Here is a 26396-nt window from a genome sequence, read left to right as displayed (position 1 = left end):
GATAGAATGTTCCGCCCCTCAGCCCAGGCAAACAACGATCTTCAGGCGTGCAGATCAAGGTGATCCCCAATGCAATACCATGAACAATTTGATGTGATCGTCGTCGGTGGCGGTCATGCAGGAACCGAAGCAGCAACAGCGGCAGCCCGTATGGGTCTGAACACCCTGTTGTTGACCCACAATATCGATACGTTGGGACACATGTCCTGTAATCCAGCGATCGGCGGGATCGGCAAGGGACACCTGGTCAAGGAAGTTGACGCCCTCGGCGGGATCATGGCGCGAGCCATAGATCTTGGCGGGATCCAGTTCCGTACCCTGAACTCCTCCAAGGGGCCAGCGGTACGAGCCACCCGTGCTCAGGCGGATCGACTGCTCTACAAAGCCGTCGTACGCCAGATGCTGGAGAACTACCCGAACCTGAAGATCTTCCAGCAGGCCTGTGACGATCTGATCATGGACGGGGATCGTGTTGCCGGTGTGGTGACCCAGAGCGGGATCCGCATCAGTGGCAAGACGGTAGTGCTGACCGTAGGCACCTTCTTGAATGGCTTGATCCACATAGGGATGGAAAACTACAAGGGCGGCCGCGCCGGGGATCCTCCCTCGATCGCCCTGGCTCAACGGCTGCGCGAGATGCCGCTGCGCATCGATCGCCTCAAGACGGGTACACCGCCGCGGATCGATGCCCGCAGCGTCGATCTCTCCGTGATGCAGGCCCAATACGGCGATGATCCGCGCCCCGTCTTCTCGTTTATCGGCAACGCCAGCCAGCACCCCCGTCAGGTGCCCTGCTACGTCACCCACACCAACGAGCGTACCCACGATGTGATCCGCAACAATCTGGATCGCAGTCCCATGTACGCCGGGGTGATCGAAGGGATAGGCCCGCGCTACTGCCCGTCGATCGAAGACAAGATCACCCGTTTCGCGGACAAGACGGCACACCAGATTTTTGTCGAGCCGGAAGGCCTGACCACCCACGAACTCTATCCGAACGGGATCTCCACCAGCCTGCCATTCGACGTGCAGGTGCAGATAGTGCGTTCCATTCGTGGTTTCGAAAATGCCCACATCACCCGCCCCGGCTACGCCATCGAATATGATTTCTTCGATCCGCGGGATCTCAAGGCCAACATGGAGAGCAAGTGCATCGGCAACCTGTTCTTCGCCGGCCAGATCAACGGCACCACGGGTTACGAAGAGGCCGCAGCCCAGGGCCTGATGGCCGGTTTGAACGCCGGTCTGCGTGCCCAGGACAAGGATCCCTGGCATCCGCGCCGGGATCAGGCCTACATGGGCGTGATGATGGACGATCTCTCCACTCTGGGGACCCGCGAGCCCTACCGCATGTTCACCAGCCGTGCCGAATATCGCCTGCTGCTGCGGGAAGACAACGCCGACCTTCGCCTGACCGCCATCGGCCGCGAGCTGGGTCTGGTGGATGACGAGCGCTGGGGCAAGTTCAACGCCAAGATGGAACAGGTGGAGCTGGAGCAGCAGCGCATGCGGTCGACCTGGATCCACCCGCAACATCCGTCGCTGGAGGCGGTCAACGCCCTGGTCAATGCCCCGCTGACCCGCGAGCAGAGTCTGGAAGAGCTGCTGCGTCGTCCCGAGGTGACCTATGATGCGCTGATGGCCATCGAAGGCGTGGGTCCGGCGCTGAGCGATCGCGCCGCCGCCGATCAGGTGGAGATCCAGATCAAGTACGCCGGTTACATCGAACGTCAGCACGACGAGGTGGAGAAGCAGCTGCGCAACGAGAACACCCTGTTGCCGCTGGACATGAACTACCGCGACGTCAACGGTCTCTCAAACGAGGTGATCGCCAAGCTGAGCGATGCCAGGCCACAGACCATAGGTCAGGCTTCCCGCATCTCCGGCATCACCCCGGCAGCCATCTCCATCCTGCTGGTTCACCTGAAAAAACACGGCCTGCTGCGTAAAACCGCCTGAGGATCCCCATGCTGGAAAGATTGAACGGCCTGCTCATGCAGGCCGGTATTGTTATCACCGACACCCAAAAGACCCAGTTGGTTCAGCTTGTCGAGTTGCTGCACAAGTGGAACAAGGCTTACAATCTCACCTCGGTGCGTGATCCGGACGCCATGCTGGTCAAGCATATCCTCGACAGCCTGGTGGTGAGCCCTCACCTGCACGGTGAACGTTTCATCGATGTGGGCACTGGCCCTGGGCTGCCTGGCTTGCCGCTGGCCATCATCAATCCGGATAAGCAGTTCGTGCTGCTGGACAGTCTGGGCAAGCGGATCAACTTCATCCGCCAGGTGATCCAGGAGCTGGGCTTGACCAATGTGACGCCCGTCAAATCCCGGGTTGAAGAGTATCGACCCGAGGTGGGCTTCGATGGCGTACTCAGTCGGGCCTTTGCCTCGCTGGAGGACATGCTGACCTGGTGTCATCATCTGCCGTCGGCCCAAGGCAGCTTCCTGGCGCTCAAGGGGCAATACCCCGGGCCCGAGCTGGCTCAACTGCCTGCCAACATACGTCTGGTCGCCTCCCATCAACTGGTGGTGCCGGAACTGGAAGGCGAACGTCATCTGCTGGAATTCAAACATGTCCAGCCCGAATAGGGTCGCAGTTTCATTTAGGGGATAGTGTGGGAAAAGTCATCGCCATAGCCAACCAGAAGGGTGGAGTGGGTAAAACCACCACCTGTGTGAATCTGGCCGCCTCCCTGGCCGCCACCCGGCGCAAGGTGCTGGTGATCGATCTGGATCCGCAGGGCAATGCCACCATGGGCAGCGGCGTCGACAAGTACGAAGTCGAGCGCACCGCCTATGAGCTGCTGATCGAAGACGCCCCCATTGGCGAGGTGATCATCCCCGAAACCTCGGGGGGCTATCACCTCATCGCCGCCAACGCCGACGTGACCGCGGCCGAAATACGCCTGATGGAATTCTTTGCCCGCGAGATCCGCCTACGCAATGCGCTGGCCTCGGTACGGGACAAATACGATTACATCTTCATCGACTGCCCGCCTTCTCTCAACATGCTGACCGTGAACGCCATGGCCGCCGCCGATTCCGTGCTGGTGCCCATGCAGTGCGAATATTATGCGCTGGAAGGGCTTACCGCCCTGGTCGACACCATCAGCAAGCTGGCAGCCGTGGTCAATCCGGAGCTGAAGATCGAAGGGGTGCTGCGCACCATGTTCGATCACCGCAACCGGCTGGCCAATGATGTGTCCGATCAGCTGAAACAGCATTTCGGGGACAAGGTCTATCGCACCATAATCCCCCGCAACGTAAGACTGGCGGAGGCGCCGAGCTTCGGTGCCCCGGCCATGCACTATGACAAATCATCGGTGGGCGCCAAGGCCTATCTGGCGCTGGCGGGCGAGATGCTGCGCCGCCAGGAGCAGGAGCGTCAGGTGACCATCGCAGACCGAGAGAGCATATGACGCCGAAAAAACGTGGACTGGGCAAGGGGCTGGACGCCCTGCTCAGCACCAGCACGGCCGCGCGCCAGAAACAGGTGATGAGCGACCAGCGTACCGAGCAGGCCATGGCCCCCACCAATCAGGGGGAGCTGCGCAGGCTGCCGGTGGAGTGGTTGCAGTCCGGCAAGTACCAGCCACGCAAGGACATGTCACAGGATGCACTGGAAGATCTGGCCAATTCCATCCGCGCCCAGGGCGTGATCCAGCCGATCGTGGTGCGTCCCCTCGGCGAGCAATCCTTCGAAATCATCGCCGGTGAGCGACGCTGGCGTGCCTCCCAGCTGGCCCGGCTCGATGTGGTGCCCTGCATCGTCAAGGATGTGCCCGACGAGGCGGCTGTCGCCATCGCGCTGATTGAGAACATCCAGCGTGAAGATCTCAATGCCATCGAAGAGGCTGTCGCCCTGCAGCGGCTGCTGACCGAATTCGAGCTGACCCACCAGCAGGTGGCCGAGGCGGTAGGCAAGTCCCGCACCACAGTCACCAACCTGTTGCGCCTCAACCAGCTCAACGACGACGTCAAGCGTTTCGTCGAGCACGGCGATCTCGACATGGGTCATGCCCGCGCCTTGCTGGCGTTGAGCGGCCAGGCCCAGTCCGAACTGGCCAAGCTGGTCGCCCAGAAGGGGCTGACAGTGCGAGATACCGAGAAGCTGGTTCAAAAAGCGCTGGAACCGGCAAAAGCCAGGGTTGAACCCGTCCGTGATCCCCAGTTTGGTTACCTGGAGCGCCAGATTTCAGAAAAAATTGGCAATCAGGTACAACTTCAGCCGGGAAAACAGGATAGCGGCAAGTTAGTAATAAGTTACGAGAACTTGGCGGATTTGGACCGGGTATTGGGCTATTTTGGCCTGTCAGAAACGTGATTTTTACGCTTTTTGTAGTAATAAAACATCCATTCCTTTTGATATGGACATAACCTTGATTCTGTGCGGAAAGCCGCAAAAATTAAGGATTTTTGCCATGTTGCAATAGCTGTCTTCAAGGGTATAATTTGACCGGCTTTTAGGGCTGTAAACACGGGGTCTTCGGATCCCGATTTTTTACAGTTCTGTAATGTTCAGGGGTAGGTTGGTGAAGCAGAAAATAGCCTTGGAAGGTTTGACGCTGGCCTTGGCTATGCTCGTTTGTCAGCTCGTCCTGATCCTGGCGATCAGTACCGTCTGGTTTTACCAGACCGGTGCGTTTGCCGGACGTTCCTCCCTCTATGGGGGGAGCATGTACTGGGTTCCTCAAGCCCTGTTCACGCTCTGGGTTCTGCGCCGCAAGGTGACGAAGGAGAGTGTGGGCTTGGTTCTGCGGGACTTTTATGGTGGGGCAGGGATTAAGCTCATTACTACAACAGGACTTTTCGCCCTGATGTTTGGCGCCGGGATCGAGGTCGATACCGTCTCGTTCTTTGCCACTTATATCCTCGCCCTCGTTGTACAGTGGATAGTCTCATTCACGCTTAACAACCACTATTAGGAAAACTCATGTCTGCAACCGGAGAAGTCCTGACTCCTCAGGGATATATCTCCCACCATCTGACCCATCTGCAAGTCGGGTCTGGGTTCTGGACAGTCAATGTCGACTCAATGATATTTTCTGTTCTGTTGGGCACTCTGTTTATCTGGTCTTTCCGCCGTGTAGCCGTCAACGCTACCAGTGGTGTCCCCGGTAAGCTGCAGTGCTTTGTGGAGATGCTGGTCGAGTTTGTGAGTGGTAACGTCAAGGACATCTTTCACGGTCGTAACAAGGTCATCGCACCTTTGGGCCTGACGGTGTTTGTGTGGATCTTCCTGATGAACCTCATGGATCTGATCCCCGTTGACTTTATCCCCCACGCTGCACAGTTGATGGGTGTTCCCTATCTGCGTGTGGTTCCCTCTGCTGACGTTAACATCACCATGTCCATGGCTTTGGGCGTGTTCTTCTTGATCCTGTACTACAGCATCAAGGTCAAGGGTATCAGCGGGTTTGTGAAGGAGCTGACGCTTCAGCCTTTCAACCACCCGGCTGCCATCCCGGTTAACTTCATCCTTGAAACCGTCACGTTGATTTCCAAACCTGTTTCTCTGGGTCTACGACTGTTCGGCAACATGTATGCTGGCGAACTGATCTTTATCCTGATTGCGGGTTTGTTACCCTGGTGGTCACAGTGGATCCTGTCCGTGCCTTGGGCAATTTTCCACATCCTGATCATCACTTTGCAGGCGTTTATCTTCATGGTTCTGACCATCGTCTATCTGTCGATGGCACAAGAAGACCATGGTTGATGCAACTCAAATAATCCTTTTTATACAATCAATTACATCTAAATAAATGGAGATCCTCATGGAAAACTTGAACATGGACCTGCTGTACATCGCTGCTGCAATGATGATGGGTCTGGCGGCTATCGGCGCGTCCATCGGTATCGGTATCCTGGGTGGCAAGTTCCTGGAAGGTGCAGCTCGTCAGCCTGACCTGATCCCTGTTCTGCGTACCCAGTTCTTCATCGTGATGGGTCTGGTGGATGCGATCCCGATGATCGCCGTTGGTCTGGGTCTGTACGTGATGTTTGCGGTTGCTGGCTAAGTCTCAACGACTCCCAGGCATAACCCATTAACTAACTAAGAGGACATAGGCTGTGAATATCAACGCCACCCTCCTCGGCCAAGCAATTGCTTTTTTCTTCTTCGTAGTGTTTTGCATGAAGTACGTGTGGCCGCCGCTGATGGCAGCCATCGAAGCCCGTCAGAAAGAAATTGCTGATGGTCTCTCTTCCGCAGAGCGTGCCAAGAAAGATCTGGATTTGGCCAAGGCCAACGCCACCGATCAGCTGAAAGAAGCCAAGCTCCAGGCTGCAGAAATCATTGAACAGGCTAACAAACGTAAAGCCCAGATCATTGATGAGGCTGCTGTCGGAGCCCAGACTGAGCGGGAAAAAATCCTGGCTCAGGGCCGCGCCGAGCTCGAAGCTGAACGTCATCGTGCCAAAGAAGAACTGCGTAAGCAGGTTGCTGCTCTTGCCATTGCTGGTGCAGAGAAGATCCTGGCGCGTCACATCGACCAGGCTGCCAACAGCGACATCGTCGACAAACTGGTAGCAGAACTGTAACGGGAACGGGGCTATGTCTGAACTGACTACAATCGCTCGCCCCTACGCCAAGGCTGCTTTCGAGTTTGCCGTTGAGCACAAGGCGGTTGACCAGTGGCTGGGGATGCTCGGCTTCGCTGCACAAGTAGCGGAGAACGAGACCATTCACAACCTGGTGAACGGCTCTGTCGCTGCCGAAGAACTGGCAAATCTCTTTGTCGGTATCTGTGGTGAGCAACTCGACGAGCATGGCCAGAACCTGATCCGGGTGATGGCTGAGAATGGTCGCTTGGGTGTGCTGCCGGCGGTCGTTGCTGAATTTGTAGCGTTCAAGGCTGAACTGGATAAAGAAGTTCAGGCTGACGTGATTTCGGCGACCGAACTGACCGACCAGCAGAAAGCCGCTATTCAGGCTTCTCTGGAACAACGTCTCGCGCGCAAAGTGAAGCTGAATTGCAGCATGGATGCGTCCTTGATGGCCGGGGTGCTCATCAAGGCCGGTGATCTGGTAATCGACGGCTCTGTCCGCGGTAAGCTGGGTCGCATGGCTGACGCGCTGCAATCTTGATTGGGGTATTAGAGCATGCAACTGAATTCCACTGAAATCGCCGAGCTTATCAAGCAGCGCATCGCGCAGTTTGATGTCAAAAGCGAAGCGCGTAACGAAGGTACCATCGTCTCTGTGAGCGACGGTATCATTCGTATTCACGGCCTGGCCGATGCCATGCAAGGTGAGATGATCGAGCTGCCGGGCAACCGCTTCGCTCTGGCATTGAACCTCGAGCGTGACTCCGTCGGTGCTGTGATCATGGGTTCCTATGACGGTCTGTCAGAAGGAATGAAAGTAAAAGGCACTGGCCGTATTCTGGAAGTGCCGGTCGGTCGTGGTCTGTTGGGCCGGGTGCTGAACACCCTGGGTCAGCCGATCGACGGCAAAGGTCCGGTCGACAACGACGGCTTCTCGCCGATCGAAGTGATCGCCCCGGGCGTTATCGAGCGCAAATCCGTTGACCAGCCGGTCCAGACCGGTCTGAAAGCCATCGATGCCATGATCCCAATCGGTCGTGGCCAGCGTGAGCTGATCATCGGTGACCGTCAGGTGGGCAAGACTGCCATCGCGATCGACACCATCATCAACCAGAAAGACTCCGGCATTAAGTGTGTCTACGTTGCGATTGGCCAGAAGGCCTCCACCATCGCCAACGTGGTGCGCAAGCTGGAAGAGCACGGCGCGCTGGCCAACACCATCGTCGTCGTTGCTTCTGCCTCCGAAGCCGCTGCCCTGCAGTACCTGGCACCCTATGCCGGTTGCTCCATGGGTGAGTACTTCCGTGACCGCGGTGAAGACGCGCTGATCATCTATGATGACCTGTCCAAGCAGGCCGTAGCTTATCGCCAAATCTCCCTGCTGCTGCGCCGTCCGCCAGGACGTGAAGCCTACCCGGGTGACGTTTTCTATCTGCACTCCCGTCTGCTTGAGCGTGCTGCTCGCGTCAACGCCGAGTACGTAGAGAAGTTCACCAATGGTGCCGTGAAAGGCCAGACCGGTTCTCTGACCGCGCTGCCGATCATCGAAACCCAGGCCGGTGACGTATCTGCATTCGTACCGACCAACGTGATCTCCATCACTGATGGTCAGATCTTCCTGACGTCACAGCTGTTCAACTCCGGTATTCGTCCGGCGGTTGACCCGGGTATCTCCGTATCCCGTGTGGGCGGTGCCGCTCAGACCAAGATCGTCAAGAAGCTGTCCGGTGGTATCCGTACCGCACTGGCCCAGTATCGCGAACTGGCGGCATTCGCCCAGTTCTCTTCCGATCTGGACGATGCGACTCGCAAGCAGCTGGACCATGGTCAGAAAGTGACCGAGCTGATGAAGCAGAAACAGTACTCTCCGATGAGCGTGGCCCAGCAGTCGCTGGTGCTGTTCGCCGCCGAGAAAGGCTATCTCTCCGATGTCGAGCTGAACAAGATCGTCGACTTCGAAGCCGCTCTGCTCTCTTACGCCAATACCCAGCATGCTGAGCTGATGGCTGAAATCAATGCCAAAGCAGACTACAACGACGCGATCGTTGGCAAGCTGACTGCGTTGCTGGATGACTTCAAGGCAACCCAGACCTGGTAAGCGTGTGTGGCAGCGCGAGCTGCCACCTGATGGAGAGTAAGAGATGGCCGGCGCAAAAGAGATACGTAACAAGATCGGGAGTGTGAAAAACACTCAGAAGATCACCGGCGCTATGGAAATGGTGGCAGCAAGCAAGATGCGCCGTGCGCAGGAACGCATGTCTGCCAGCCGTCCGTACGCTGAAACCATGCGCAAGGTGATCGGCCATATCGCCCAGGGGAACTTGGAATACAAGCACCCCTACCTCATGGAACGTGAGGTCAAGCGAGTGGGTTACATAGTCGTCTCCACCGACCGTGGCCTGTGTGGCGGTTTGAACATCAACCTGTTCAAGGCTGCCCTCAATGATATGAAGCAATGGAGCGCGAAAGGTGCCAAGGTTGACCTGGCTCTGATCGGCAACAAGGCCTCCAACTTCTTTGAACGGCACGGCGCCAAGGTGAAAGCTCATGTCGCAGGACTGGGTGACAACCCGAGCGTCAATGACCTGATTGGTTCAGTCAAGGTCATGCTGAAGGCTTACGACAACGGTGAGATTGACAAGCTGTACTTGGTGTACAACAAGTTCGTCAACACCATGGTGCAGCAACCACGAGTCGATCAACTGCTGCCTTTGCCCGTAACTGAAGACAGCAAGCTCGCCAAGAAGCAACACTGGGATTACCTCTATGAGCCGGATCCCAAGCAGCTGCTGGATACCCTGTTGATTCGCTACGTCGAATCCCAGGTGTACCAGGGGGTGGTAGAAAACTTGGCAAGTGAACAGGCAGCCCGAATGGTTGCCATGCAAGCCGCGACTGACAACGCCGGTAACCTGATTAACGATCTGCAACTGGTATACAACAAGGCCCGTCAGGCCAGTATTACCCAGGAGCTGACAGAGATCGTATCCGGTGCTGCTGCGGTGTAAGGCAAGGGTTATCAAAGGTTTAGAGGATTTGACATGAGTAACGGTTTCATCGTCCAAATCATCGGCGCTGTGGTGGACATCGAGTTCCCGCAGAATGCCGTGCCCCAGGTGTACGATGCACTGAAGGTCGTCAGCGAAGGTCAAGGCCTGGGTCTGGTGCTGGAAGTGCAGCAACAGATCGGCGGCGGCGTCGTTCGTTGCATCACCATGGGCTCCTCCGACGGTCTGCGTCGTGGGTTGGAAGTAATGAATAGCGGTAAATCCATCCAGGTGCCGGTCGGCGTATCGACTCTGGGTCGGATCATGAACGTACTGGGCGATCCGATCGACGAAAAAGGTCCGATCGGTGAAGAAGAGCGTTGGTCCATCCACCGCGCGGCCCCCAGCTACGAAGATCAGTCCAACAGCAACGACCTGCTGGAGACCGGCATCAAGGTTATCGACCTGGTATGCCCGTTCGCCAAGGGTGGTAAGGTCGGTCTGTTCGGTGGTGCCGGTGTAGGCAAGACCGTCAACATGATGGAGCTGATCCGTAACATCGCCATCGAGCACAGCGGTTATTCCGTGTTCGCCGGTGTAGGTGAGCGTACCCGTGAGGGTAACGACTTCTACCACGAGATGATGGAGTCCAACGTACTGGACAAAGTATCTCTGGTTTACGGTCAGATGAACGAGCCGCCCGGAAACCGTCTGCGCGTGGCGCTGACCGGCCTGACCATGGCCGAGAAGTTCCGTGACGAAGGTCGTGACGTGCTGTTCTTCGTGGACAACATCTACCGTTACACCTTGGCCGGTACTGAAGTATCCGCACTGCTGGGCCGTATGCCGTCCGCAGTAGGTTATCAGCCGACCCTGGCCGAGGAGATGGGTGTTCTGCAAGAGCGCATCACCTCCACCCGGACCGGTTCCATCACTTCAGTCCAGGCCGTTTACGTGCCTGCGGATGACTTGACCGACCCGTCTCCGGCGACCACCTTCGCCCACCTGGATGCGACCGTTGTACTGTCCCGTCAAATTGCGGCACTGGGTATCTACCCGGCCGTTGACCCGCTGGACTCCACCTCCCGTCAGCTGGATCCGCTGGTGGTAGGCAAGGAGCACTACGAGACCGCTCGTGGCGTTCAGACAGTATTGCAGCGCTACAAAGAGCTGAAGGACATCATAGCCATCCTGGGTATGGATGAACTGTCAGAAGAAGACAAACTGACCGTAGCCCGTGCCCGTAAGATTGAGCGTTTCCTGTCCCAGCCGTTCTTCGTGGCAGAAGTGTTTACCGGTTCTCCGGGCAAATACGTGCCGCTGAAAGAGACCATCCGTGGTTTCCAGGGCATCCTGAAAGGCGAGTACGACGATCTGCCTGAGCAGGCGTTTTACATGGTTGGCAGCATCGACGAAGTCGTCGAGAAATCCAAGAAACTGTAAGCCTCGATAGGAGGGCCCATGGCTGAGATGATCTCCTTTCACCTGGATGTGGTGAGCGCCGAAGGGAAACTTTTTTCCGGTCGGGTGCAATCTGCTCAGGTATCAGGCTCCGAAGGTGAGCTGGGTCTCCGTCACGGTCATGCTCCGTTGCTGACTGCCATCAAGCCGGGCCTGGTCCGCTTGATCAAGCAAAATGGTAGCGAAGAGGTGCTGTATATTTCCGGCGGCATGCTGGAAGTGCAACCCGAAGCCGTGACCGTGCTGGCGGATACCGCGATTCGTGCCAACGATTTGGATGAGGCGAAAGCCCAGGAAGCCAAACGTGCGGCCGAAGAGCGGATCCACAGCTCCCATGGTGATATCGACTATGCCCAGGCCGCTACCGAGCTGGCCAAGGCGATGGCCCAACTGCGGGTTATCGATATCGTCAAAAAGAATTACCGTTAAGTTCGGTGATGCAAAAAGCGACCTTCGGGTCGCTTTTTTTTTACTCGTTGGATAGACTCCGCCGAGTATTTATTCATGTTCCAAAGGTCGAGTTATGTCCCTCAATGTCGTGATCCTGGCGGCGGGTAAAGGCACCCGCATGCGCTCAGCCCTGCCCAAAGTGCTGCACCCGGTAGCCAATAAACCCATGGTTTCCCATGTGATCGACACCGCCCGCAAGGTCGGTGCCGAGCAACTGCATCTGGTCTATGGCCACGGTGCCGAGCTGCTGAAGGAGCGGATCCAGGCCGCCGATCTGAACTGGGTACTGCAGGCCCAACAACTGGGTACCGGTCATGCCGTCGCCCAGGCCATCCCGTTCTGGAAAGATGAGGATGACGTGCTGGTGCTGTACGGCGACACCCCGCTGATCCAGCCGGAAACCCTGCAGCGGCTGCTGGCCGCCAAGGCCGACGACGGCATGGCGCTGCTGACAGTGGTGCTGGACAACCCGACTGGTTATGGCCGCATAGTGCGTGCCAACGGCCAGGTGGTCGGCATCGTCGAGCAGAAGGATGCCAACGCCGAGCAGCTCGCCATTCGCGAGGTCAACACAGGCGTGCTGGTGGCCAACGGTGGCCAGTTGCGTCAATGGCTGTCACGTCTGGACAACAAGAATGCCCAGGGCGAGTTCTATCTGACGGATGTGATTGCCATGGCGCACGGGGATACTTGCCCCATAGCCGCCGTGCATCCGGACCATGCCATGGAAGTGGAAGGGGCCAATAATCGGGTTCAACTTGCTCAGTTGGAGCGCAGTTATCAGCAAATGCAGGCCGAGCAGCTGATGATCGCCGGCGTCACCCTGATCGACCCCGCTCGTTTCGATCTGCGTGGATCCCTCGAGATCGGTGAAGAGGTGGTGATCGATGTCAACGTCATCATCGAAGGCAAGGTGACGCTCGGCAACCACGTGCGCATCGGGGCCGGCTGCGTGCTGAAGGATTGCGTGATCGGCGACCACACCGAGGTGAAGCCCTACTCCGTCATCGAGGGTGCCCAGGTCGCGGATCAGTGTTCGGTCGGTCCATTTGCCCGCTTGCGTCCCGGTTCCGTTCTGGAGCAGGATGCGCACGTTGGCAACTTCGTCGAGATGAAGAAATCCCGTCTCGGGGTTGGTTCCAAGTGTGGTCATCTCACCTATCTGGGGGATGCAGAGATCGGCGCCAAGGTGAACATCGGGGCCGGTACCATCACTTGCAACTACGACGGGGTCAACAAGTTCCAGACCATCATCGAGGACGATGTGTTCGTCGGTTCCGATACTCAATTAGTAGCGCCAGTTCGCATCGGCAAGGGAGCAACCCTGGGTGCGGGCTCTACTATTACCAAGGATGTGGGTGAGCATGAACTCGTGATTACCCGGGTACCCCAGCGCCACATCCGCAATTGGGCTCGTCCGGTCAAGAAGAAGTGATGCCCGATCAATAAAATAAAACCGGCGCCTGATGGCGCCGGTTTTGTTATGGCCTGCGGGTTATGGATCCTGATGCTGGGTGGGGCTACCCATCACCCGATACCAGTCCAGCTTGCGGGTCAGCACCATGATCAGCGCCAGTATGGCGAACAGCAGCAGGGCGCCGAGCAGCAGGGCTGTCTCCTGTGCTTGCAGCAGGCCGAACAGGATGGCGTAGACCAGCCCGAGCAGGGCCGCGAAGCCGAGCCCCTGTTTGGGGCCGCCCAGCACATGGCTGAGATAGAAACCGTTGAGGGCCACGCTGGCCAGGCTGGCAATCAGGTAGGCCCAGCCAAAGCCGAGATGCTCGGTCAGCGCCAGCAGCACCAGATAGAAGATGGCCAGCCCCATGCCCACCAGGGCGTACTGGATCGGGTGTACCCGCAATCCCCTGAGCAGTTCGAACATGAAGAAGCTGAGGAAGGTGAGGCCGATGAACAGCAGGGCATACTTGGCCGCCCGCTCGTTGAGCTGGTAGTGATCCACCGGTTGTACCAGGCTGACGCTGAAGGCGGGCAGATCGCCGCCGGCGCCCTTCATCATGCGGTTGAAACGGGTCTCCATGTCGGTGGCGAACCAGTTGCTCTGCCAGCTGGCGTCGAACCCCCGGGCTGTGAGGGTGCGGCTGCCTGGCAGAAAGTCACCGATGAAGTTGGGATGCGGCCAGTTGCCGCTCAGCTGCAGCTTGCTGTCTTGGCCGAGGGGCACCACTTCCAGCTCATTCATTCCCTGCAGATCCAGCTCGATATGAAAGGCGTCTCCCTCACCCGGCAGGGCATTGAGCGGCGCATGGATACCGGCCAGACCGTCACCCAGCAGGGCGCCGGGGGTGAAGGCGATGCGCTGCTCACCCAGCTGCAGTTCCGGCACGCTGTTGATGCCGCGGGCATCGGACAGCACCAGGCTCAGATAGGGAGTACCCGCCACCAGCGCCGGATCGGCGCCATCGACGATCAGGTCTGGTTCACCGCTTATCAGGGCCTTGCCGTTCAGCCCGGTGGGCAGGCGCCCCGAGAGGGAGAGCCGGGTGTGATAGACCTGAGCCTGATAGATGCCGAGCTTGCGGGGGGTGACCTCCATGCTGGCCCGCACATCCAGCTGCTCCGGCAGCAGGTAGCGGTAGAGCTGCAGCTTGCGCTCGAAGCGCTTGCCATCCTGCTCCACCGTGACGGTGCGGGTGTAAGGCTGCACCACGACAGGCCCCAGCAGCCGCTGTGGTCCGCTGCTGCTGGCCATGATGCTGTGGATGGCCTGACTGCGATAGGCCTGACGCTCCCGGTTCAGCTCCATGATGGATTGCACCGGCACCATCAGCAGCAGGCTGAGCAACAGCAGCAGAAAGATTTTGTGGCTGAATATCTGTTTGACCATGACACGTCTCCTTGTTGACGGGAACAAGTGTGTCTGGCTCGGGTGAAGAGGCGATGGGGCCGTGTGAAGTGGGGGTGAAGGGCAGTAAAAAAACCGGCGCCTTGCGCCGGTCTTGGCATCACAGCTTCTTCAGCTGTTCTGGCAGGGCGGCAAACACCTCTTCCTTCGCCTTGATCGAGGCGAATTGCTTGCCGGGCTTTTGCACGACTGTGTGGACGAAGATGAGCTGCTTGCCCGGCTTGCTGGCCCAGCCGACGAACCAGCCGATCTGCTGATCCCGGTTGAGGCTGCCATCCAGCAGCTTGGGGTAGCCCATGCCGGTCTTGCCGTGGATCTGCCAGCCGTCGATGTCGGGCTGACGCAGGATATTGGCCGTGTGCTGCAGGGTCTGGGCGGAGACAGGCAGCTTGCCGCTCACCAGTTTGCCGAGGAAGCGGGCCTGCTCCTGCGGGCTGATGGCGAGGCTGGAGCTGAGCCAGGCCTGGGTCAGACCGTCGTGCTTGCCGGGGTTGCCAGAGAGATCCCGGTTGCCGTAGTCGAAGCGATCGACGTACTGCTGGAAGCGCTCCATCCCCAGCCACTCGGTGAGGCGCTGGGAGTACCAGACCACAGAGTAGGTGAGCCAGCGGCTCGGGGTTGTGGTCTCGCGCCAGGCGGGCAGCCAGTCATCGTCGCCGGGTTTGAATGGCAGGGCCGGCAGCTTTTCATCCACCAGGAAGCCGCTGTCATACCCCATCAGTGCCAGCGGGATCTTGAAGGTGGAGGCGGGAGGCAGCTGGCTTGAGCAATCCCCCTGGCTGCTGATGGGTTTGCCGCTGCCATCGGCAAACAGCATGCAGCCGGAGGCGGCGCTGGCCGGCAACGAGAATAGCAGGCCTGCGGCGAGCAGGCCGGGTAACAGAATGCGGGACATGGGGTCTCCTTGGACAAATGGGGCTGAGGGCCGGGAGGCGGCAGCATAGCGCCGCTTTATGTGGCCAGTGTGAAGTGTCAGCCGGTGGGCAGCCAGAGCTCGGCCAGCACACCGCCATCGGGCTGATTGCCGAGGCTCAGGTGGCCGCCGTGCTGGCGGGCCACCTCGGTGGCAAAGCTGAGCCCCAGGCCGCTGCTCTTGCCCTTGTCGGGCCTGGGCAGGGAGTAGAAACGCTCGAAGATGCGTGGCAGGGCATAGTCCGGAATGCCGGGCCCCTGATCTCGCACCCGGAAACAGTAACCGTCGGTGCTCATCTCGCCGGTCAATCTGACTGTGCTGCCGGCGGGCGAGAAGTCGAGGGCGTTATCCAGCAGGTTGCCGAGGGCCTGCTCCACCAGCAGCGAGTCCCACTTCTGTTTCTGGGCCTCGCCGAGTTCGGCCACCAGCGTCACCTGGCGGCGCTGGGCCAGGATCTGGCGGGCATCGAGCGCCCGCCTGCCCAGTGTGGCGGGGGCTATGGCCTGTCTGTCCAGCCCCTGCCCCGATTCCAGTTTGGCTAGTTGCAGCATGCGTTCTATCAGCTGCTGCATGCGGGCCGTCTCCAGATTGATGTTGCCGATAAAGCGCTTTGCGACGTCCAGCGGCGGCGCTTCCGCCAGCAGCTCCCCTGCCCCGCGAATGGCGGCCAGCGGGCTCTTCAGCTCGTGGGTCAGGCTGTGCACATAGGCTTCGATATAGGCCTTGCCGTCCAGCTGGCGACGCATGGTCTCCAGAGATCGGCCGAGTCGATCCAGCTCGGGGCTGTAGAGGCGCGGCAGGCTGGCCGGCTGGTTGTGGCTGACCGCATCGGCGTAGTGCACCAGCTTGCCGATGGCGCGGTTGAGCCACCACACCAGCAGGGCGCCGATCAGCAGCGAGATGAACAGCAGCAGGGCCGCCCCCTGCAACAGCTGGTGTTCGCTGCGCTCTATCATGGGCAGCAAAGTGCGGTTGGGCTTGGCGACCGTGAGGGATCCCAGGATATCGTCCCCCTCCCGCAACGGCGCGGCCACGTGCATCACTGAACTGGCGGGATCGTCGGGGTCGCTGCGGGTGCTGCGGGCTCCGTATTCGCCGCGCAGGGTGCGATAGACATCGTTCCAGCGCGAGTAGTCCTTGCCCAGATCCACCCCGTCCGAGTCGTAGACCACCTTGCCCCAGCGGTCGACCACATAGATGCGGTACTCCGCCTGCTGCTTGAGGTGGCCGTCGATCAGGGCGTTGATGGGACTCTGGTTGAGGCGGGCGAAGGCGCTGGCCAGCCTGCCATCCGCCATCTTTCCTTCCTGCAGATCATCCAGTGCCAGCGGCGCCAGCATCTGGGCCATGTCGACCAGGGTATCTTCGGTGGCGCTGCGCACCCCGGGTTTTATCTCCTCGACGAAGATCTCCAGCACGAACCAGGCGGCCAGTGCGAAGATCAGCACCAGTCCGCACAGCAGTTGCAGTCCAATTCTCATGTCGGCTCCCGGCCGCTGCACGGCAGCAGCATGCTCATGCCAGCTCCAGGCTGTAGCCCAGCCCGCGATGGGTCAGGATCAGGTTGGCGTCCGGATCGCGCTCCCTCAGCTTGGCGCGGATGGTCTTGATGTGGGTATCGACGGTGCGATCCAGGCTCTCCTCCGCCCCGCTCCACACCAGATCCATCAGCTGCTGGCGGGAGTAGACCCGGCCCGGCGCCTGCATCAGGGTCTTGAGCAGCAGGTATTCGTAACGGGTGAGCGCCAGTGGTTGACCGTGGAAGCTGATGCGGGCCCGCTCCTCATCCAGGGCCAGCAATTGGCTCGGTGGGGGCGTGGTTGGCTGGCTGCGGCGCAGAATGACCCGCACCCTGGCGCACACCTCTCGCGGCGAGAAGGGCTTGGCCACGTAGTCGTCGGCCCCTATCTCCAGCCCGATCAGCCTGTCTATCTCCTCGCTGCGGGCGGTGAGAAACATCAGCGGAGTGTCGCAGCAGGCCCGCACCTGCTTGCACAGCTCGAAGCCGCTGATGTCCGGCAGCCCCACATCCAGGATCAGAAAATCCGGTCGCGTCTGTTCCAGTCGCGCCAGCAGCGGCTGGCCGAGGGGAAACCACTCCACCTCGAAGCCGTCGGTTTGCAGCGCATAGATCAGGGTGTCGGCTATGCTGGCCTCATCTTCCACCAGCCAGATGACTCGTTTTTGCATGGCGTCCTCGTCGTAAATCCGTTGTCCCATTCTGGCATCGAACCAAATCGGATCCTATTTGCTGTTTTATTTTTCCAAAAAAGGCGCTAACATTTCGATATTCTTTCGAATCGAAACTTAAAGATGACCAAACGTAATACCCAGCAGCGCCGCCACACCATAGTGAGCCTGGTGCAGGAGCAGGGGGAAGTGAGCGTCGATACCCTGGCCAAGCACTTCTCCACCTCCGAAGTGACCATCCGCAAAGATCTGGCCGTGCTGGAAACCGGTGGCCTGCTGTTGCGTCGTTACGGTGGTGCCGTGCCCCTGCCCAGCGAGATGGTGGTGGACAGCAATCCCGAGCAAGTTTCGAAACGAAAGCTGGCCATAGCCCGTGCCGCCGCCGAACGGATCCGCGATCACAATCGCGTCATCATCGACAGCGGCAGCACCACCAGCGCCATGATCCCCATGCTGGGCAACAAGCGCGGTCTCATCGTCATGACCAACTCCCTCAACGTGGCCGGCGCCCTGCGCGAGCTGGAGAACGAACCCACCCTGCTGATGACCGGCGGCACCTGGGATCCCCACTCCGAATCCTTCCAGGGTCAGGTGGCGGAGCAGGTGCTGCGCTCCTATGACTTCGACCAGCTGTTCATCGGTGCCGACGGCATAGACCCTGAGCGAGGCACCACCACCTTCAACGAGCTGGTGGGCCTGTCACGGGTGATGGCCGAGGTGTCGCGGGAGGTCATCGTCATGGTCGAGTCGGAGAAGATAGGCCGCAAGATCCCCAACCTCGAGCTGCCCTGGGCAAACATCCAGACCCTGGTGACCGACGAAGGGCTGGCCAGCTCGGCCAGAGAACAGATTCAAGTCCGGGGGATCACGCTGATCTGCGCCCCCGTGGCCGGCTGATATCGCCAATCAAATATCCCGTTATCCAAACCTATTTCTGAATTCAATCGAGGAGAAGTCTATGTGTGGCATCGTCGGGGCCGTCGCCCAACGTGATGTGGCTGAAATCCTGGTAGAAGGCCTGCGCCGTCTGGAATACCGTGGCTATGACTCCGCCGGTGTGGCCGTGTTCAGCGCCAGCCAGCCGCTGCAGCGGGTTCGCCGTCTGGGCAAGGTGGCCGAGCTGGCCAAGGCGCTGGAGGAGCAGTCCGTCCACGGTGGAACCGGTATCGCCCATACCCGCTGGGCTACCCATGGCGAGCCGTCCGAGCGCAATGCCCACCCCCACGTCTCCGAGCATATAGTCGTAGTGCACAACGGCATCATAGAGAACCATGAAGAGCTGCGGGCCGAGCTGCAAGGGCTGGGCTATGTGTTCAGCTCAGACACAGACACCGAGGTGATCGCCCATCTGGTGCATCACGAGCTGAAATCCGCCCCCAGTCTGCTGGTAGCCATGCAGGTGGCGGTGAAGCAGCTGCGCGGTGCCTACGGTACCGTGGTGATGGACAGCCGTGACGACAGCCGTGTAGTCGTGGCCCGCTCAGGTTCCCCGCTGGTGATCGGCCGCGGCATAGGCGAGAACTTCATTGCCTCCGACCAGATGGCGCTGCTGCCGGTGACCCGTCGCTTCATCTTCCTGGAAGAGGGTGACGTGGCCGAGGTGACCCGTCGCGACGTGCACATCTTCGATACCCACGGCGACGCCGTGGTGCGCGAGGAGCTGGAATCCGAGCTCTCCCACGATGCCGGTGACAAGGGCGAATACCGCCACTACATGCTCAAAGAGATCTACGAGCAGCCCAAGGCCATCACCAACACCCTGGAAGGCCGTCTGGGCACGGATCACGTTGTGGTCGAGTCGTTCGGCAACGGCGCCCGCGCCATCTTCGACAAGGTCGAGCACGTCCAGATCGTCGCCTGCGGCACCTCCTACAACTCGGGCATGGTGGCTCGCTACTGGTTTGAAGAGATAGCTGGCGTCTCCTGCGACGTGGAGATCGCCTCCGAGTTCCGCTATCGCAAGTCGGTCGTGCGCCCCAACAGCCTGCTGGTGACCCTGTCCCAGAGCGGCGAAACTGCCGATACCCTGGCCGCCCTGCGGCTGGCCAAGCAGTCCGGCTACATGAGCTCGCTGGCCATCTGCAACGTGCCCGGCTCCTCCCTGGTGCGTGAATCGGATCTGGCCTTCATGACCCGAGCTGGTGCCGAGATCGGTGTGGCCTCCACCAAGGCGTTCACCACCCAGCTGGCCGGCCTGCTGATGCTGGTGGCCTCTGTCGGTCACTGCCGTGGCAACCTGAGCGCTGCCGCCGAGGCCGAGCTGGTCAAGGCGCTGCAAGCCCTGCCGCTGCGCATCAAGGAGAGCCTGGCGCTGGCCAAGGACATCGAAGCCCTGGCCGAAGAGTTCGCCGACAAGCACCACAGCCTGTTCCTCGGCCGTGGCAGCCAGTACCCCATCGCCATGGAGGGGGCGCTCAAGCTCAAAGAGATCTCCTACATCCATGCCGAGGCCTATGCTGCTGGTGAGCTGAAGCATGGCCCGCTGGCGCTGATCGATGCCGAGATGCCCATCATAGTGGTGGCGCCGAACAACGATCTGCTGGAGAAGCTCAAGTCCAACGTGGAAGAGGTGCGTGCCCGTGGCGGTATCCTCTACGTGTTCGCCGATGCCGATGCCGGTTTCAAGAGCGACGAGACCATGCGGGTGATGAGCCTGAACCATGTGGAAGAGATGATAGCCCCCATCGTTTACACTGTGCCGTTGCAGCTGCTCTCCTACCACGTTGCCCTCATCAAGGGCACGGATGTGGATCAGCCACGCAACCTGGCGAAATCCGTGACCGTGGAATAAGCCGTAGTCAGAAATGAAAAAAGAGCCGCATTGCGGCTCTTTTTGTTTGTCTGGTAGGGGCGCTATGACAGCCGCAGGTTGGTGATGGTCACGTCGTCCAGCGAAGGCACTATGATGCCGCTGGAGATGCTCTTGGCGATCGCCTGGTTGCGGTTCTTCGAGTCGGTCTTGTTGGTGACCTGATTGAGGTGGAAGTTCACGGTCCGCTCGCTGATGCCGAGTATGGTGGCTATCTCCCAGGAGGTCTTGCCCTCGCTGGCCCAGAACAGACACTCCTTCTCCCGGTCCGACAGCTCGGTCAGGTACTTCATCAGATCCGGTCTGCTCTTTATCAGCTGCAGCGCCGAGTTGAAGATGTAGCTGGCGCAGAACGACAGCAGGGGAACGTTTTCAAACATCAGATCTGAGTTGGATTTTTCCTTGCTGATAAAGGAGAGGATGCCGTGCTCTCCCTGCGGGGTGTGCAGCGGGAAGGAGACACCGTTCCTCACCCCGAAATCGGCGGCCAGATTCATTACCTCCCGGCTGGCGCTGGGCAGCCAGGGAGAGTCGCAGTCGAGCTTGTTCCAGAAGATGGGCTGGGTCTGCTTCAGGCCCAGGAAGACCACAGGATCCTGGGTCAGGTAGTGCCGCTCCGTGTAGGCATCGAACCAGCTGGTGGGGCAGTTGTTGAACAACGCCACGTGGGATTTCTGCATGCTGATGGGGAAAATAATCAGCAGACGGAAGTAATCAAAGCCCATCTGATGACTGAAGCGCTCCAGTTGCTGCTGGATATCGCTGGTCTTCTTGGCCTTGGTGAACCGATCGATGTGTTCCCAGATCGCATCGTTAAACATGTACATCTCCTTTTTCGATCTCTATCGCATTGATCGAAAAGATATTTTTTATTTATTAATTTGGTGTTGTGACTACCAACGCCAGTGACTCCCGTGCTTGCTTAAAAATTATCCTGTTTTTTCGGCCGAAGGCCAAGAAAATCATCTGATTGCCACTGACCCCACTCTTTGAGACAATGAGAATAGTTATCATTGTTAAGATTTATATCATGAATAAGTTTTGGGGTTTGGCCTTGTTGCCATTGTCAGTCCACTTCGCTGCCAGCGCCGACGAGCTGGTCGCACCGGCACTGAAGAGCAGCATAGCTGCCGGAAAAGTCTCCCAGCAGCGGGTGGAAAAAGCCGCCGATGCGGCCGTTGCCGCCCGGCTGGAGCTGCAAAATGCCCAGCTGCAACTGCGCGATCTGGAAGCCTACAACCGCTACATGCAGTCTCTGGTGGCCGATCAGCAAAATGAGCTGGGCAAGCTGAACCAGCAGCTGGAAGCGGTACAGGAGACCCGGCAGGGCCTGATCCCTCTGATGCTGCAGATGCAGGCCGACCTGGAGCAACTGGTACAAAATGACATCCCGCTGCGCAGGGAAGATCGGCTGGCGCGGGTTGAACAGTTGAAAGCGACCCTGGCCCGAGCGGACGTGAGCGAGGCGGAGAAGTTCCGTCAGCTGCTGCAGGCCTATCAAATCGAAGCCGAATATGGCAGCCGGATGGATAGTTACTCCGCCGAGCTGGCGCTGGACGGTGCACCGCGCCGGGTCGATGTGCTGGCAGTGGGCCGGGTTTCCCTGCTGGCGATGACCGCCGATCGCTCCCAGGCATGGCGTTGGTCTGCGCAGAGCAAGCAGTGGCAGGCCCTCGACAGCCAGTGGCTCTCTCCCATCGCCGAGGCGCTGGAGATGGCTGCCGACAAGAAGGTCCCCCAGTTGTTGAATGTCCCCCTTTCCGTCAGCCGTGGTCAGGAGGCCCAGTCATGAGCGTCACCATGAAGTGGTTCCCCCTCGCTATTGCCCTCTCTCTGGGCACCACTGCCGCCGTTGCCGATGAAGCCTGGCAGCAGCAGGAGCAAGCCCGTGAACAGCAGGCGCAGCAGGATCTGGCCTCCGTCTCCAAGGAGCTGAACGGTGCTCGTGCCAAACTGGCCGCGGCCCAGAGCCTCAGCAAGCAGTTGGCGGCCGAGTTTGCCGGCAACGAGAAGCAGCTGGTGGAGCTCAACGCCCAGTGGGAGCAGGCCTCCGGCGACATGAACGAGATCTTCGCGGTCACCCGTCAGGGGGCAAGCGATGCGGTCAAGCTGCTGGCCGAGTCCGCGGTCGAGGGCCAGTATCCCGAGCGCCTCGCCCCGCTGAAAGCCATGGCGCAGGAGAAGCAGGTGCCGGATCGCGCCGCCCTCGCCCTGTTGCCCGCGACTCTGCTGCAAGAGATCCGCGAGTCTGGCCGAATTGCCCGGTTCGACGGCAAGGTGCTCGATGCCCAGGGGGCAGCCAGCGAGCAGCCGCTGACCCGGGTCGGCAGCTTTGCCCTGCTGGGGGGTGAAGGCTTCCTGCAACCCACAGCCGAGGGTCTGAGCCCTGTGCTGGGTCTGCCGGGTGGCGTGCTCTCCGACGTTGCGGCCTATCAGGGTCAGGAAGGGGAAGCGCTGCCGCTGGATCCCTCCCACGGTACTCTGCTGGAGATGCTGGCGCAGGCCCCCACCTTCTGGCAGCAAGTCCAGCAGGGTGGTCAGGTTGGCGCCATCATAGTGCTGCTGGCCGCCATAGGTCTGGGCATTGCCGCCGCGCGGCTGTGGAGCCTCTCCCGTGAACTGGGCCGGGTGCGTCGTCAGCTCAAGAGCGGCGAATATCACGCCGACAACGCCCTCGGCCGGGTGCTGACGGTGGCGGAGCAGCATCCCGAGCTGAGCATGGAGACCCTCGAACTGAGGCTGGACGAGGCCATACTGCAGGAGACGCCCCGCATGGAGCGTGGCATCGGCATGGTCAAGGTGATCGCGGCCATAGCCCCCATGCTGGGTCTGCTCGGTACTGTGACCGGCATGATCGGCACCTTCCAGGCCATCACCCAGTTCGGTACCGGTGATCCCAAGATCATGGCCGGCGGCATCTCGATGGCGCTGATCACCACGGTACAGGGTCTAGTGGCGGCCATTCCGCTGATCCTGGCTCACAGCCTGCTGCAGTCCCGCTTCACCGAGCTCTCCAATGTGCTGGAGCAGCAAGTCGCCGGCATCCTGGCCGAGCGCGCCGAGAGCACTAACGGCGGGATGGAGCGAGCGGCATGATGCTCGACATCTGGCAACAGTTGCAGAGCTTCATGGGCCGTGGCGGCCCCGTGCTCTGGGTCATTCTGACCCTGCTGGTGCTGATGTGGATTTTGATGATCGAGCGGCTGCTCTACCTTAATCTGGGCTTTGGCCCCTTGCAGCAACAACTGCTGAGCCGCTGGCAGGGGCGCAGCGAGCGCCACAGCTGGCATGCCAGGGCCATTCGCGGTCGCTGGCTGGCCCAGGCCGAGCTGGAGCTGAACCGTCATCTGATCTTCATCCGCACCCTGGTGGTGCTCTGCCCCATGCTGGGGCTGCTGGGCACAGTGACCGGCATGATAGGCGTATTCGATGCGTTGGCCGCGGCCAACCGCTTTAACCCGGAGAGCATGGCTGGCGGTATCTCCCGCGCCACCATCCCCACCATGGCTGGCATGGTGGTCGCTCTCTCCGGCGTGTTGTTACTCAGCCGGCTCGAGAGCCAGGCCAGGCGTGCGCTGGCCAAGACCCGGGACGGCCTGCGAGAAGAGAAGGTAATGCAATGAGACGGCAATCCAAACGCCAGCGTGACGAAGTGCAGATCGACATGACCCCCATGCTGGATATCGTGTTCATCATGCTGATCTTCTTTATTGTCACCACCTCCTTCGTGCGCGAAGCCGGGCTCGAGGTGCACAGACCCCAGGCCAGTCAGGCCAAGGCACAGAAATCCTCCAGCATCATGCTGGCGATCGGTGCCCAGGGTCAGATCTTCCTCGACCGCAAGCAGATAGACGTGGAGCGGGTTCAGGCCAGTATCGCCCGCCTGCTGGCGGAGCAGCCCGATGCCAGCCTGGTGATCCAGGCCGACGAGCGGGTGCCCCACGGCAAGGTGGTACGGGTGATGGATGAGGCCAAGGCGGCGGGCATTGCCAACATCGCCGTGGCGGTGGCGCCGAAATGAAGTTCAAGTTGATGAGCCTGGGACTGGGGATCGCCCTCAGTCTGGCAATCCTGCTGTTCATGGCCACTCTGGTGGAGCCCCCCAAGGGCAAGAAGGTGGCGAGTGAGCAAAAATCCATCGTCATCAACATGCAGAACGAAGTGACCGAGGTGCAGGTGCGTGAACGCCCTGTGCCGCAAGAGCCCGAACCTCTGCCGGAACCTCCCGCCGCCCTGGCGTCGACCCCCATGCCGTTGCCGGCAGCGGCGCCGCTGCCTTCGGTGCAACCCAGCCTGGATCTGGTCTCCAGCCTCAGCGCTGTGCAGGTCTATGCCCCCGGTGTGGCGACCAGCACTTCCCCCGTGCTGAGCGGCAATTTTCATGGTCAGCAGCAGGGTGCCGGCGTCGGTGCCGGCGACATGCTGATGCCGCTGCAACGGATCGAGCCTGTTTACCCCTATCGCGCTCAGCAGGCCGGGATCGAAGGCGCAGTGACCCTGCGCTTCAGCGTCGATGCCGAGGGGCGAGTACAGGATGTGGAAGTGATCGAGGCCAAACCCAAGCGTCAGTTCGAGCGGGCGGCCATTCAGGCCATCAACAAGTGGCGTTATCAGCCCAGGCCCGGCGCCAGTGACAAACTGGTGCAAGTCATCACGCTCAAATTCAAACTGGAGTCATAACTATGTTGAGGATCTGGATCTGCCTGCTGGCCCTGGTCAGCCAAGCCTGTCTGGCGATGGAGGTGAGCCCCCATTTCTCTCGTCAGCTTGAGCCCGTGATGAAGCTCTATCAGTCTGGCCAGTGGCAACAGGCCCAGAGCAAGGCGTCCGGCCTCAAGCCGGGGTCCGATGCAGAGCGCGCCTGGCTGGCCCAGCTGCAGGCGTCCTTGGCAGCCAACCTGCAGCAGACCGCCCAGGCGAGCCGTTATGTGGAGCAGGCGCTGTCCTATAAAGAGTGGCCGGAGCAGCAGCAACTCCAGTTGCTGCGTCTGCGCGGCGATATCCAGGCACAGCAATCCAACTGGACCGGCGCCATCGCCAGCTACAAGGCGGCACTGGCACTCAAACCCGACGATGGCTTGCGCCTGCGTCTGGCCGGTCTCTATTACCACAACAAACAGTATGCCGAGGCCGCCAGCCAGAGCGAACAACTGCTCAAGAAGAGCTGGCAGAAGCAGGCCGCCATCATTCGTCTCTCCGCCCTCACCGCCTTGCAGCGCTACGGTGTAGCTGCCGATCAGGCCGCCGAGTTGATCCGCCACGAGCCGCAAGAGAGCAAATGGTGGCAACAGGCGGTGTCGCTCAACCTCTCTGCCAAACGCGGCGATCAGGCGCTGGCGCTGTTGCAGACCGCCATCGACCGTCAGCTGATGGATGACGCTGCCGCCCGCAACCAGCTGATCCGCCTCTATGCGTGGCAGGGGCTGCCCTATCGCGGTGCCCGTCTGCTGGAAACCGCCATGGCGAAGGGACAGATGAAGCAAAGTACCGAGAACCAGCAACTGCTGGCCCAGCTGTGGGAAGGTGCCCGGGAATGGCCGAAGGCGGTCGATAGCTGGCAACTGCTGGCCAAACAGCATGGTCAGCCCAAAGCCGCCATGCGCGCCGCCGAACTGCTGCTGCAACAGGGCAAGACGGATGCCGCCATGACTCAGCTCGCGGCCATCAAGTCGGTGAAAGGCGAGCAAGGCAATCGCGCCAAAGCGTTGCTGGTGCAAGCGCACCTTAATAAGGAGCAGTATGCACAGGCGCTGGAACTGGCCCGTGAACTGCAGCAACAGGATGATTGGCAACAGCGTGCAACCAGCTGGGTCAACTATATTCAGGCTCAAAGCGAAGAGTTGAGCAAAAAAGCGGCTTGAAAGGGGGCTAAAGCCTTGGTTTCAGGGGCTATAGCCTGCTTTTTGAGCAAGCGAACGCATTTCTTCAAAAAGCCCTTGTCATCCCGGCGCGGCTCCCTATAATGCGCCCCTACCAGCACGGCGGAACACGCCAACCTGATGAGCCAGCTTCCTAGCGAAGTGGGCGCCGAAAGAAAAGCGAAAACAATCGCTTGACTTTCGAAGTGAGGGGCGTAATATGCGCATCCTCAACGCGACAAGCGTGACGCTCTTTAACAATTTGAATCAAGCAATCTGTGTGGGCACTCACAGCATCGAACATCAAACAATTT

27 protein-coding genes are annotated in these 26396 nt (G+C 59.8%); 22 read left to right on the top strand and 5 right to left on the bottom strand.

Annotated elements, in window-relative coordinates; translation table 11 throughout:
- The first annotated feature begins 69 nt into the window (after window positions 1–69).
- From mnmG to glmU, 14 genes are all read left to right on the top strand, one after another.
- On the top strand, window positions 70–1959 hold the full coding sequence (mnmG, locus tag BN1118_RS17780; RefSeq protein WP_043557322.1) for a tRNA uridine-5-carboxymethylaminomethyl(34) synthesis enzyme MnmG: 1890 nt from the start codon (window positions 70–72) through the stop codon (window positions 1957–1959).
- 8 nt (window positions 1960–1967) lie between these two features.
- Window positions 1968–2594: a 16S rRNA (guanine(527)-N(7))-methyltransferase RsmG gene (gene rsmG, locus BN1118_RS17775; protein WP_043557321.1), complete on the top strand. Its 627-nt coding sequence runs from the start codon at window positions 1968–1970 to the stop codon at window positions 2592–2594.
- A 26-nt stretch (window positions 2595–2620) separates the two neighbouring features.
- The gene (locus BN1118_RS17770; protein ID WP_042037160.1) at window positions 2621–3424 is read left to right on the top strand and encodes a ParA family protein; all 804 of its coding nucleotides are present in this window, start codon (window positions 2621–2623) and stop codon (window positions 3422–3424) included.
- Entirely contained in the window at window positions 3421–4329 is a 909-nt protein-coding gene (locus BN1118_RS17765) for a ParB/RepB/Spo0J family partition protein (RefSeq protein ID WP_043557320.1), read from the top strand. The genes BN1118_RS17770 and BN1118_RS17765 overlap by 4 nt, the downstream gene beginning before the upstream one ends.
- A gap of 190 nt (window positions 4330–4519) precedes the next feature.
- The gene (locus BN1118_RS17760; RefSeq protein WP_043557319.1) at window positions 4520–4930 is read left to right on the top strand and encodes an ATP synthase subunit I; all 411 of its coding nucleotides are present in this window, start codon (window positions 4520–4522) and stop codon (window positions 4928–4930) included.
- A gap of 8 nt (window positions 4931–4938) precedes the next feature.
- On the top strand, window positions 4939–5721 hold the full coding sequence (atpB, locus tag BN1118_RS17755) for a F0F1 ATP synthase subunit A (RefSeq protein WP_042873491.1): 783 nt from the start codon (window positions 4939–4941) through the stop codon (window positions 5719–5721).
- 58 nt (window positions 5722–5779) lie between these two features.
- The gene (atpE, locus tag BN1118_RS17750) at window positions 5780–6022 is read left to right on the top strand and encodes a F0F1 ATP synthase subunit C (RefSeq protein WP_005307205.1); all 243 of its coding nucleotides are present in this window, start codon (window positions 5780–5782) and stop codon (window positions 6020–6022) included.
- Between the two features lie 52 nt (window positions 6023–6074).
- Complete coding sequence (atpF, locus tag BN1118_RS17745; RefSeq protein WP_042873489.1) at window positions 6075–6545, top strand: F0F1 ATP synthase subunit B; 471 nt, start codon at window positions 6075–6077, stop codon at window positions 6543–6545.
- 13 nt (window positions 6546–6558) lie between these two features.
- Window positions 6559–7092, top strand: coding sequence for a F0F1 ATP synthase subunit delta (atpH, locus tag BN1118_RS17740; protein WP_043557318.1), 534 nt, complete (start codon window positions 6559–6561; stop codon window positions 7090–7092).
- 15 nt (window positions 7093–7107) lie between these two features.
- Window positions 7108–8649 carry a F0F1 ATP synthase subunit alpha gene (gene atpA / locus BN1118_RS17735; RefSeq protein WP_043557317.1) on the top strand — a complete coding sequence of 514 codons (1542 nt, stop codon included), beginning with the start codon at window positions 7108–7110 and terminating at the stop codon, window positions 8647–8649.
- 43 nt (window positions 8650–8692) lie between these two features.
- Window positions 8693–9559 carry a F0F1 ATP synthase subunit gamma gene (atpG, locus tag BN1118_RS17730; RefSeq protein WP_043135297.1) on the top strand — a complete coding sequence of 289 codons (867 nt, stop codon included), beginning with the start codon at window positions 8693–8695 and terminating at the stop codon, window positions 9557–9559.
- A 33-nt stretch (window positions 9560–9592) separates the two neighbouring features.
- On the top strand, window positions 9593–10981 hold the full coding sequence (gene atpD, locus BN1118_RS17725) for a F0F1 ATP synthase subunit beta (RefSeq protein WP_042037168.1): 1389 nt from the start codon (window positions 9593–9595) through the stop codon (window positions 10979–10981).
- An 18-nt stretch (window positions 10982–10999) separates the two neighbouring features.
- Window positions 11000–11428, top strand: coding sequence for a F0F1 ATP synthase subunit epsilon (locus BN1118_RS17720; RefSeq protein ID WP_043135298.1), 429 nt, complete (start codon window positions 11000–11002; stop codon window positions 11426–11428).
- A gap of 94 nt (window positions 11429–11522) precedes the next feature.
- Entirely contained in the window at window positions 11523–12884 is a 1362-nt protein-coding gene (gene glmU, locus BN1118_RS17715; protein ID WP_043557316.1) for a bifunctional UDP-N-acetylglucosamine diphosphorylase/glucosamine-1-phosphate N-acetyltransferase GlmU, read from the top strand.
- Between the two features lie 60 nt (window positions 12885–12944).
- Here the strand turns inward: glmU and creD are convergent, their stop codons facing one another.
- The 4 genes from creD to blrA form a co-directional block, all read right to left on the bottom strand.
- On the bottom strand, window positions 12945–14294 hold the full coding sequence (creD, locus tag BN1118_RS17710) for a cell envelope integrity protein CreD (RefSeq protein WP_043557315.1): 1350 nt from the start codon (window positions 14292–14294) through the stop codon (window positions 12945–12947).
- Between the two features lie 118 nt (window positions 14295–14412).
- Window positions 14413–15207, bottom strand: a complete 795-nt coding sequence (blaOXA, locus tag BN1118_RS17705) for a class D beta-lactamase (protein ID WP_043557314.1) — start codon at window positions 15205–15207, stop codon at window positions 14413–14415.
- A gap of 77 nt (window positions 15208–15284) precedes the next feature.
- The gene (gene blrB / locus BN1118_RS17700) at window positions 15285–16706 is read right to left on the bottom strand and encodes a beta-lactam sensor histidine kinase BlrB (RefSeq protein ID WP_043557313.1); all 1422 of its coding nucleotides are present in this window, start codon (window positions 16704–16706) and stop codon (window positions 15285–15287) included.
- Between the two features lie 34 nt (window positions 16707–16740).
- Complete coding sequence (gene blrA / locus BN1118_RS17695) at window positions 16741–17415, bottom strand: beta-lactam response regulator transcription factor BlrA (RefSeq protein WP_043557312.1); 675 nt, start codon at window positions 17413–17415, stop codon at window positions 16741–16743.
- A gap of 123 nt (window positions 17416–17538) precedes the next feature.
- Between blrA and BN1118_RS17690 the strand changes: the two genes are divergently transcribed.
- Entirely contained in the window at window positions 17539–18312 is a 774-nt protein-coding gene (locus BN1118_RS17690) for a DeoR/GlpR family DNA-binding transcription regulator (RefSeq protein WP_043557311.1), read from the top strand.
- Between the two features lie 61 nt (window positions 18313–18373).
- Window positions 18374–20206, top strand: a complete 1833-nt coding sequence (gene glmS / locus BN1118_RS17685; RefSeq protein WP_043557310.1) for a glutamine--fructose-6-phosphate transaminase (isomerizing) — start codon at window positions 18374–18376, stop codon at window positions 20204–20206.
- Window positions 20207–20268: 62 nt separating this feature from the next.
- Here glmS and BN1118_RS17680 read toward each other — a convergent pair whose 3' ends face one another.
- Window positions 20269–21045, bottom strand: coding sequence for a helix-turn-helix transcriptional regulator (locus BN1118_RS17680; protein ID WP_042873460.1), 777 nt, complete (start codon window positions 21043–21045; stop codon window positions 20269–20271).
- A 209-nt stretch (window positions 21046–21254) separates the two neighbouring features.
- Here BN1118_RS17680 and BN1118_RS17675 point away from each other — a divergent pair, with 209 nt between their 5' ends.
- The 6 genes from BN1118_RS17675 to BN1118_RS17650 are packed head-to-tail and all read left to right on the top strand — an operon-like array spanning window position 21255 to window position 26085.
- On the top strand, window positions 21255–22016 hold the full coding sequence (locus BN1118_RS17675; RefSeq protein ID WP_043557309.1) for a DUF3450 domain-containing protein: 762 nt from the start codon (window positions 21255–21257) through the stop codon (window positions 22014–22016).
- Complete coding sequence (locus tag BN1118_RS17670) at window positions 22013–23320, top strand: MotA/TolQ/ExbB proton channel family protein (protein WP_043557308.1); 1308 nt, start codon at window positions 22013–22015, stop codon at window positions 23318–23320. The genes BN1118_RS17675 and BN1118_RS17670 overlap by 4 nt, the downstream gene beginning before the upstream one ends.
- Window positions 23317–23847: a MotA/TolQ/ExbB proton channel family protein gene (locus tag BN1118_RS17665; protein WP_043557306.1), complete on the top strand. Its 531-nt coding sequence runs from the start codon at window positions 23317–23319 to the stop codon at window positions 23845–23847. The genes BN1118_RS17670 and BN1118_RS17665 overlap by 4 nt, the downstream gene beginning before the upstream one ends.
- Window positions 23844–24245, top strand: coding sequence for an ExbD/TolR family protein (locus tag BN1118_RS17660; RefSeq protein ID WP_005321875.1), 402 nt, complete (start codon window positions 23844–23846; stop codon window positions 24243–24245). The genes BN1118_RS17665 and BN1118_RS17660 overlap by 4 nt, the downstream gene beginning before the upstream one ends.
- Window positions 24242–24904, top strand: coding sequence for an energy transducer TonB (locus tag BN1118_RS17655; protein WP_043557304.1), 663 nt, complete (start codon window positions 24242–24244; stop codon window positions 24902–24904). The genes BN1118_RS17660 and BN1118_RS17655 overlap by 4 nt, the downstream gene beginning before the upstream one ends.
- 2 nt (window positions 24905–24906) lie before the next feature.
- The gene (locus tag BN1118_RS17650) at window positions 24907–26085 is read left to right on the top strand and encodes a tetratricopeptide repeat protein (protein WP_043557303.1); all 1179 of its coding nucleotides are present in this window, start codon (window positions 24907–24909) and stop codon (window positions 26083–26085) included.
- Window positions 26086–26396: the final 311 nt, after the last annotated feature.

The sequence above is a fragment of the Aeromonas bestiarum genome (genome assembly GCF_000819745.1).
Classification (GTDB): Bacteria; Pseudomonadota; Gammaproteobacteria; order Enterobacterales; family Aeromonadaceae; genus Aeromonas; species Aeromonas bestiarum.
Note: the sequence above shows the minus strand (reverse complement) of the source record. Positions and strands in the feature narration are given on the sequence as shown.

Excerpts from the sequence above, each read along its gene's own strand:
- mnmG (WP_043557322.1), top strand. The coding sequence starts at position 70 with ATGCAATACCATGAACAATTTGATGTGATCGTCGTCGGTGGCGGTCAT.
- rsmG (WP_043557321.1), top strand. The coding sequence starts at position 1,968 with ATGCTGGAAAGATTGAACGGCCTGCTCATGCAGGCCGGTATTGTTATC.
- BN1118_RS17765 (WP_043557320.1), top strand. The coding sequence starts at position 3,421 with ATGACGCCGAAAAAACGTGGACTGGGCAAGGGGCTGGACGCCCTGCTC.
- BN1118_RS17760 (WP_043557319.1), top strand. The coding sequence starts at position 4,520 with ATGTTCAGGGGTAGGTTGGTGAAGCAGAAAATAGCCTTGGAAGGTTTG.
- atpB (WP_042873491.1), top strand. The coding sequence starts at position 4,939 with ATGTCTGCAACCGGAGAAGTCCTGACTCCTCAGGGATATATCTCCCAC.
- atpE (WP_005307205.1), top strand. The coding sequence starts at position 5,780 with ATGGAAAACTTGAACATGGACCTGCTGTACATCGCTGCTGCAATGATG.
- atpH (WP_043557318.1), top strand. The coding sequence starts at position 6,559 with ATGTCTGAACTGACTACAATCGCTCGCCCCTACGCCAAGGCTGCTTTC.
- atpA (WP_043557317.1), top strand. The coding sequence starts at position 7,108 with ATGCAACTGAATTCCACTGAAATCGCCGAGCTTATCAAGCAGCGCATC.
- atpG (WP_043135297.1), top strand. The coding sequence starts at position 8,693 with ATGGCCGGCGCAAAAGAGATACGTAACAAGATCGGGAGTGTGAAAAAC.
- atpD (WP_042037168.1), top strand. The coding sequence starts at position 9,593 with ATGAGTAACGGTTTCATCGTCCAAATCATCGGCGCTGTGGTGGACATC.
- BN1118_RS17720 (WP_043135298.1), top strand. The coding sequence starts at position 11,000 with ATGGCTGAGATGATCTCCTTTCACCTGGATGTGGTGAGCGCCGAAGGG.
- glmU (WP_043557316.1), top strand. The coding sequence starts at position 11,523 with ATGTCCCTCAATGTCGTGATCCTGGCGGCGGGTAAAGGCACCCGCATG.
- creD (WP_043557315.1), bottom strand. The coding sequence starts at position 14,294 with ATGGTCAAACAGATATTCAGCCACAAAATCTTTCTGCTGCTGTTGCTC.
- blaOXA (WP_043557314.1), bottom strand. The coding sequence starts at position 15,207 with ATGTCCCGCATTCTGTTACCCGGCCTGCTCGCCGCAGGCCTGCTATTC.
- blrB (WP_043557313.1), bottom strand. The coding sequence starts at position 16,706 with ATGAGAATTGGACTGCAACTGCTGTGCGGACTGGTGCTGATCTTCGCA.
- blrA (WP_043557312.1), bottom strand. The coding sequence starts at position 17,415 with ATGCAAAAACGAGTCATCTGGCTGGTGGAAGATGAGGCCAGCATAGCC.
- BN1118_RS17690 (WP_043557311.1), top strand. The coding sequence starts at position 17,539 with ATGACCAAACGTAATACCCAGCAGCGCCGCCACACCATAGTGAGCCTG.
- glmS (WP_043557310.1), top strand. The coding sequence starts at position 18,374 with ATGTGTGGCATCGTCGGGGCCGTCGCCCAACGTGATGTGGCTGAAATC.
- BN1118_RS17680 (WP_042873460.1), bottom strand. The coding sequence starts at position 21,045 with ATGTTTAACGATGCGATCTGGGAACACATCGATCGGTTCACCAAGGCC.
- BN1118_RS17675 (WP_043557309.1), top strand. The coding sequence starts at position 21,255 with ATGAATAAGTTTTGGGGTTTGGCCTTGTTGCCATTGTCAGTCCACTTC.
- BN1118_RS17670 (WP_043557308.1), top strand. The coding sequence starts at position 22,013 with ATGAGCGTCACCATGAAGTGGTTCCCCCTCGCTATTGCCCTCTCTCTG.
- BN1118_RS17665 (WP_043557306.1), top strand. The coding sequence starts at position 23,317 with ATGATGCTCGACATCTGGCAACAGTTGCAGAGCTTCATGGGCCGTGGC.
- BN1118_RS17660 (WP_005321875.1), top strand. The coding sequence starts at position 23,844 with ATGAGACGGCAATCCAAACGCCAGCGTGACGAAGTGCAGATCGACATG.
- BN1118_RS17655 (WP_043557304.1), top strand. The coding sequence starts at position 24,242 with ATGAAGTTCAAGTTGATGAGCCTGGGACTGGGGATCGCCCTCAGTCTG.
- BN1118_RS17650 (WP_043557303.1), top strand. The coding sequence starts at position 24,907 with ATGTTGAGGATCTGGATCTGCCTGCTGGCCCTGGTCAGCCAAGCCTGT.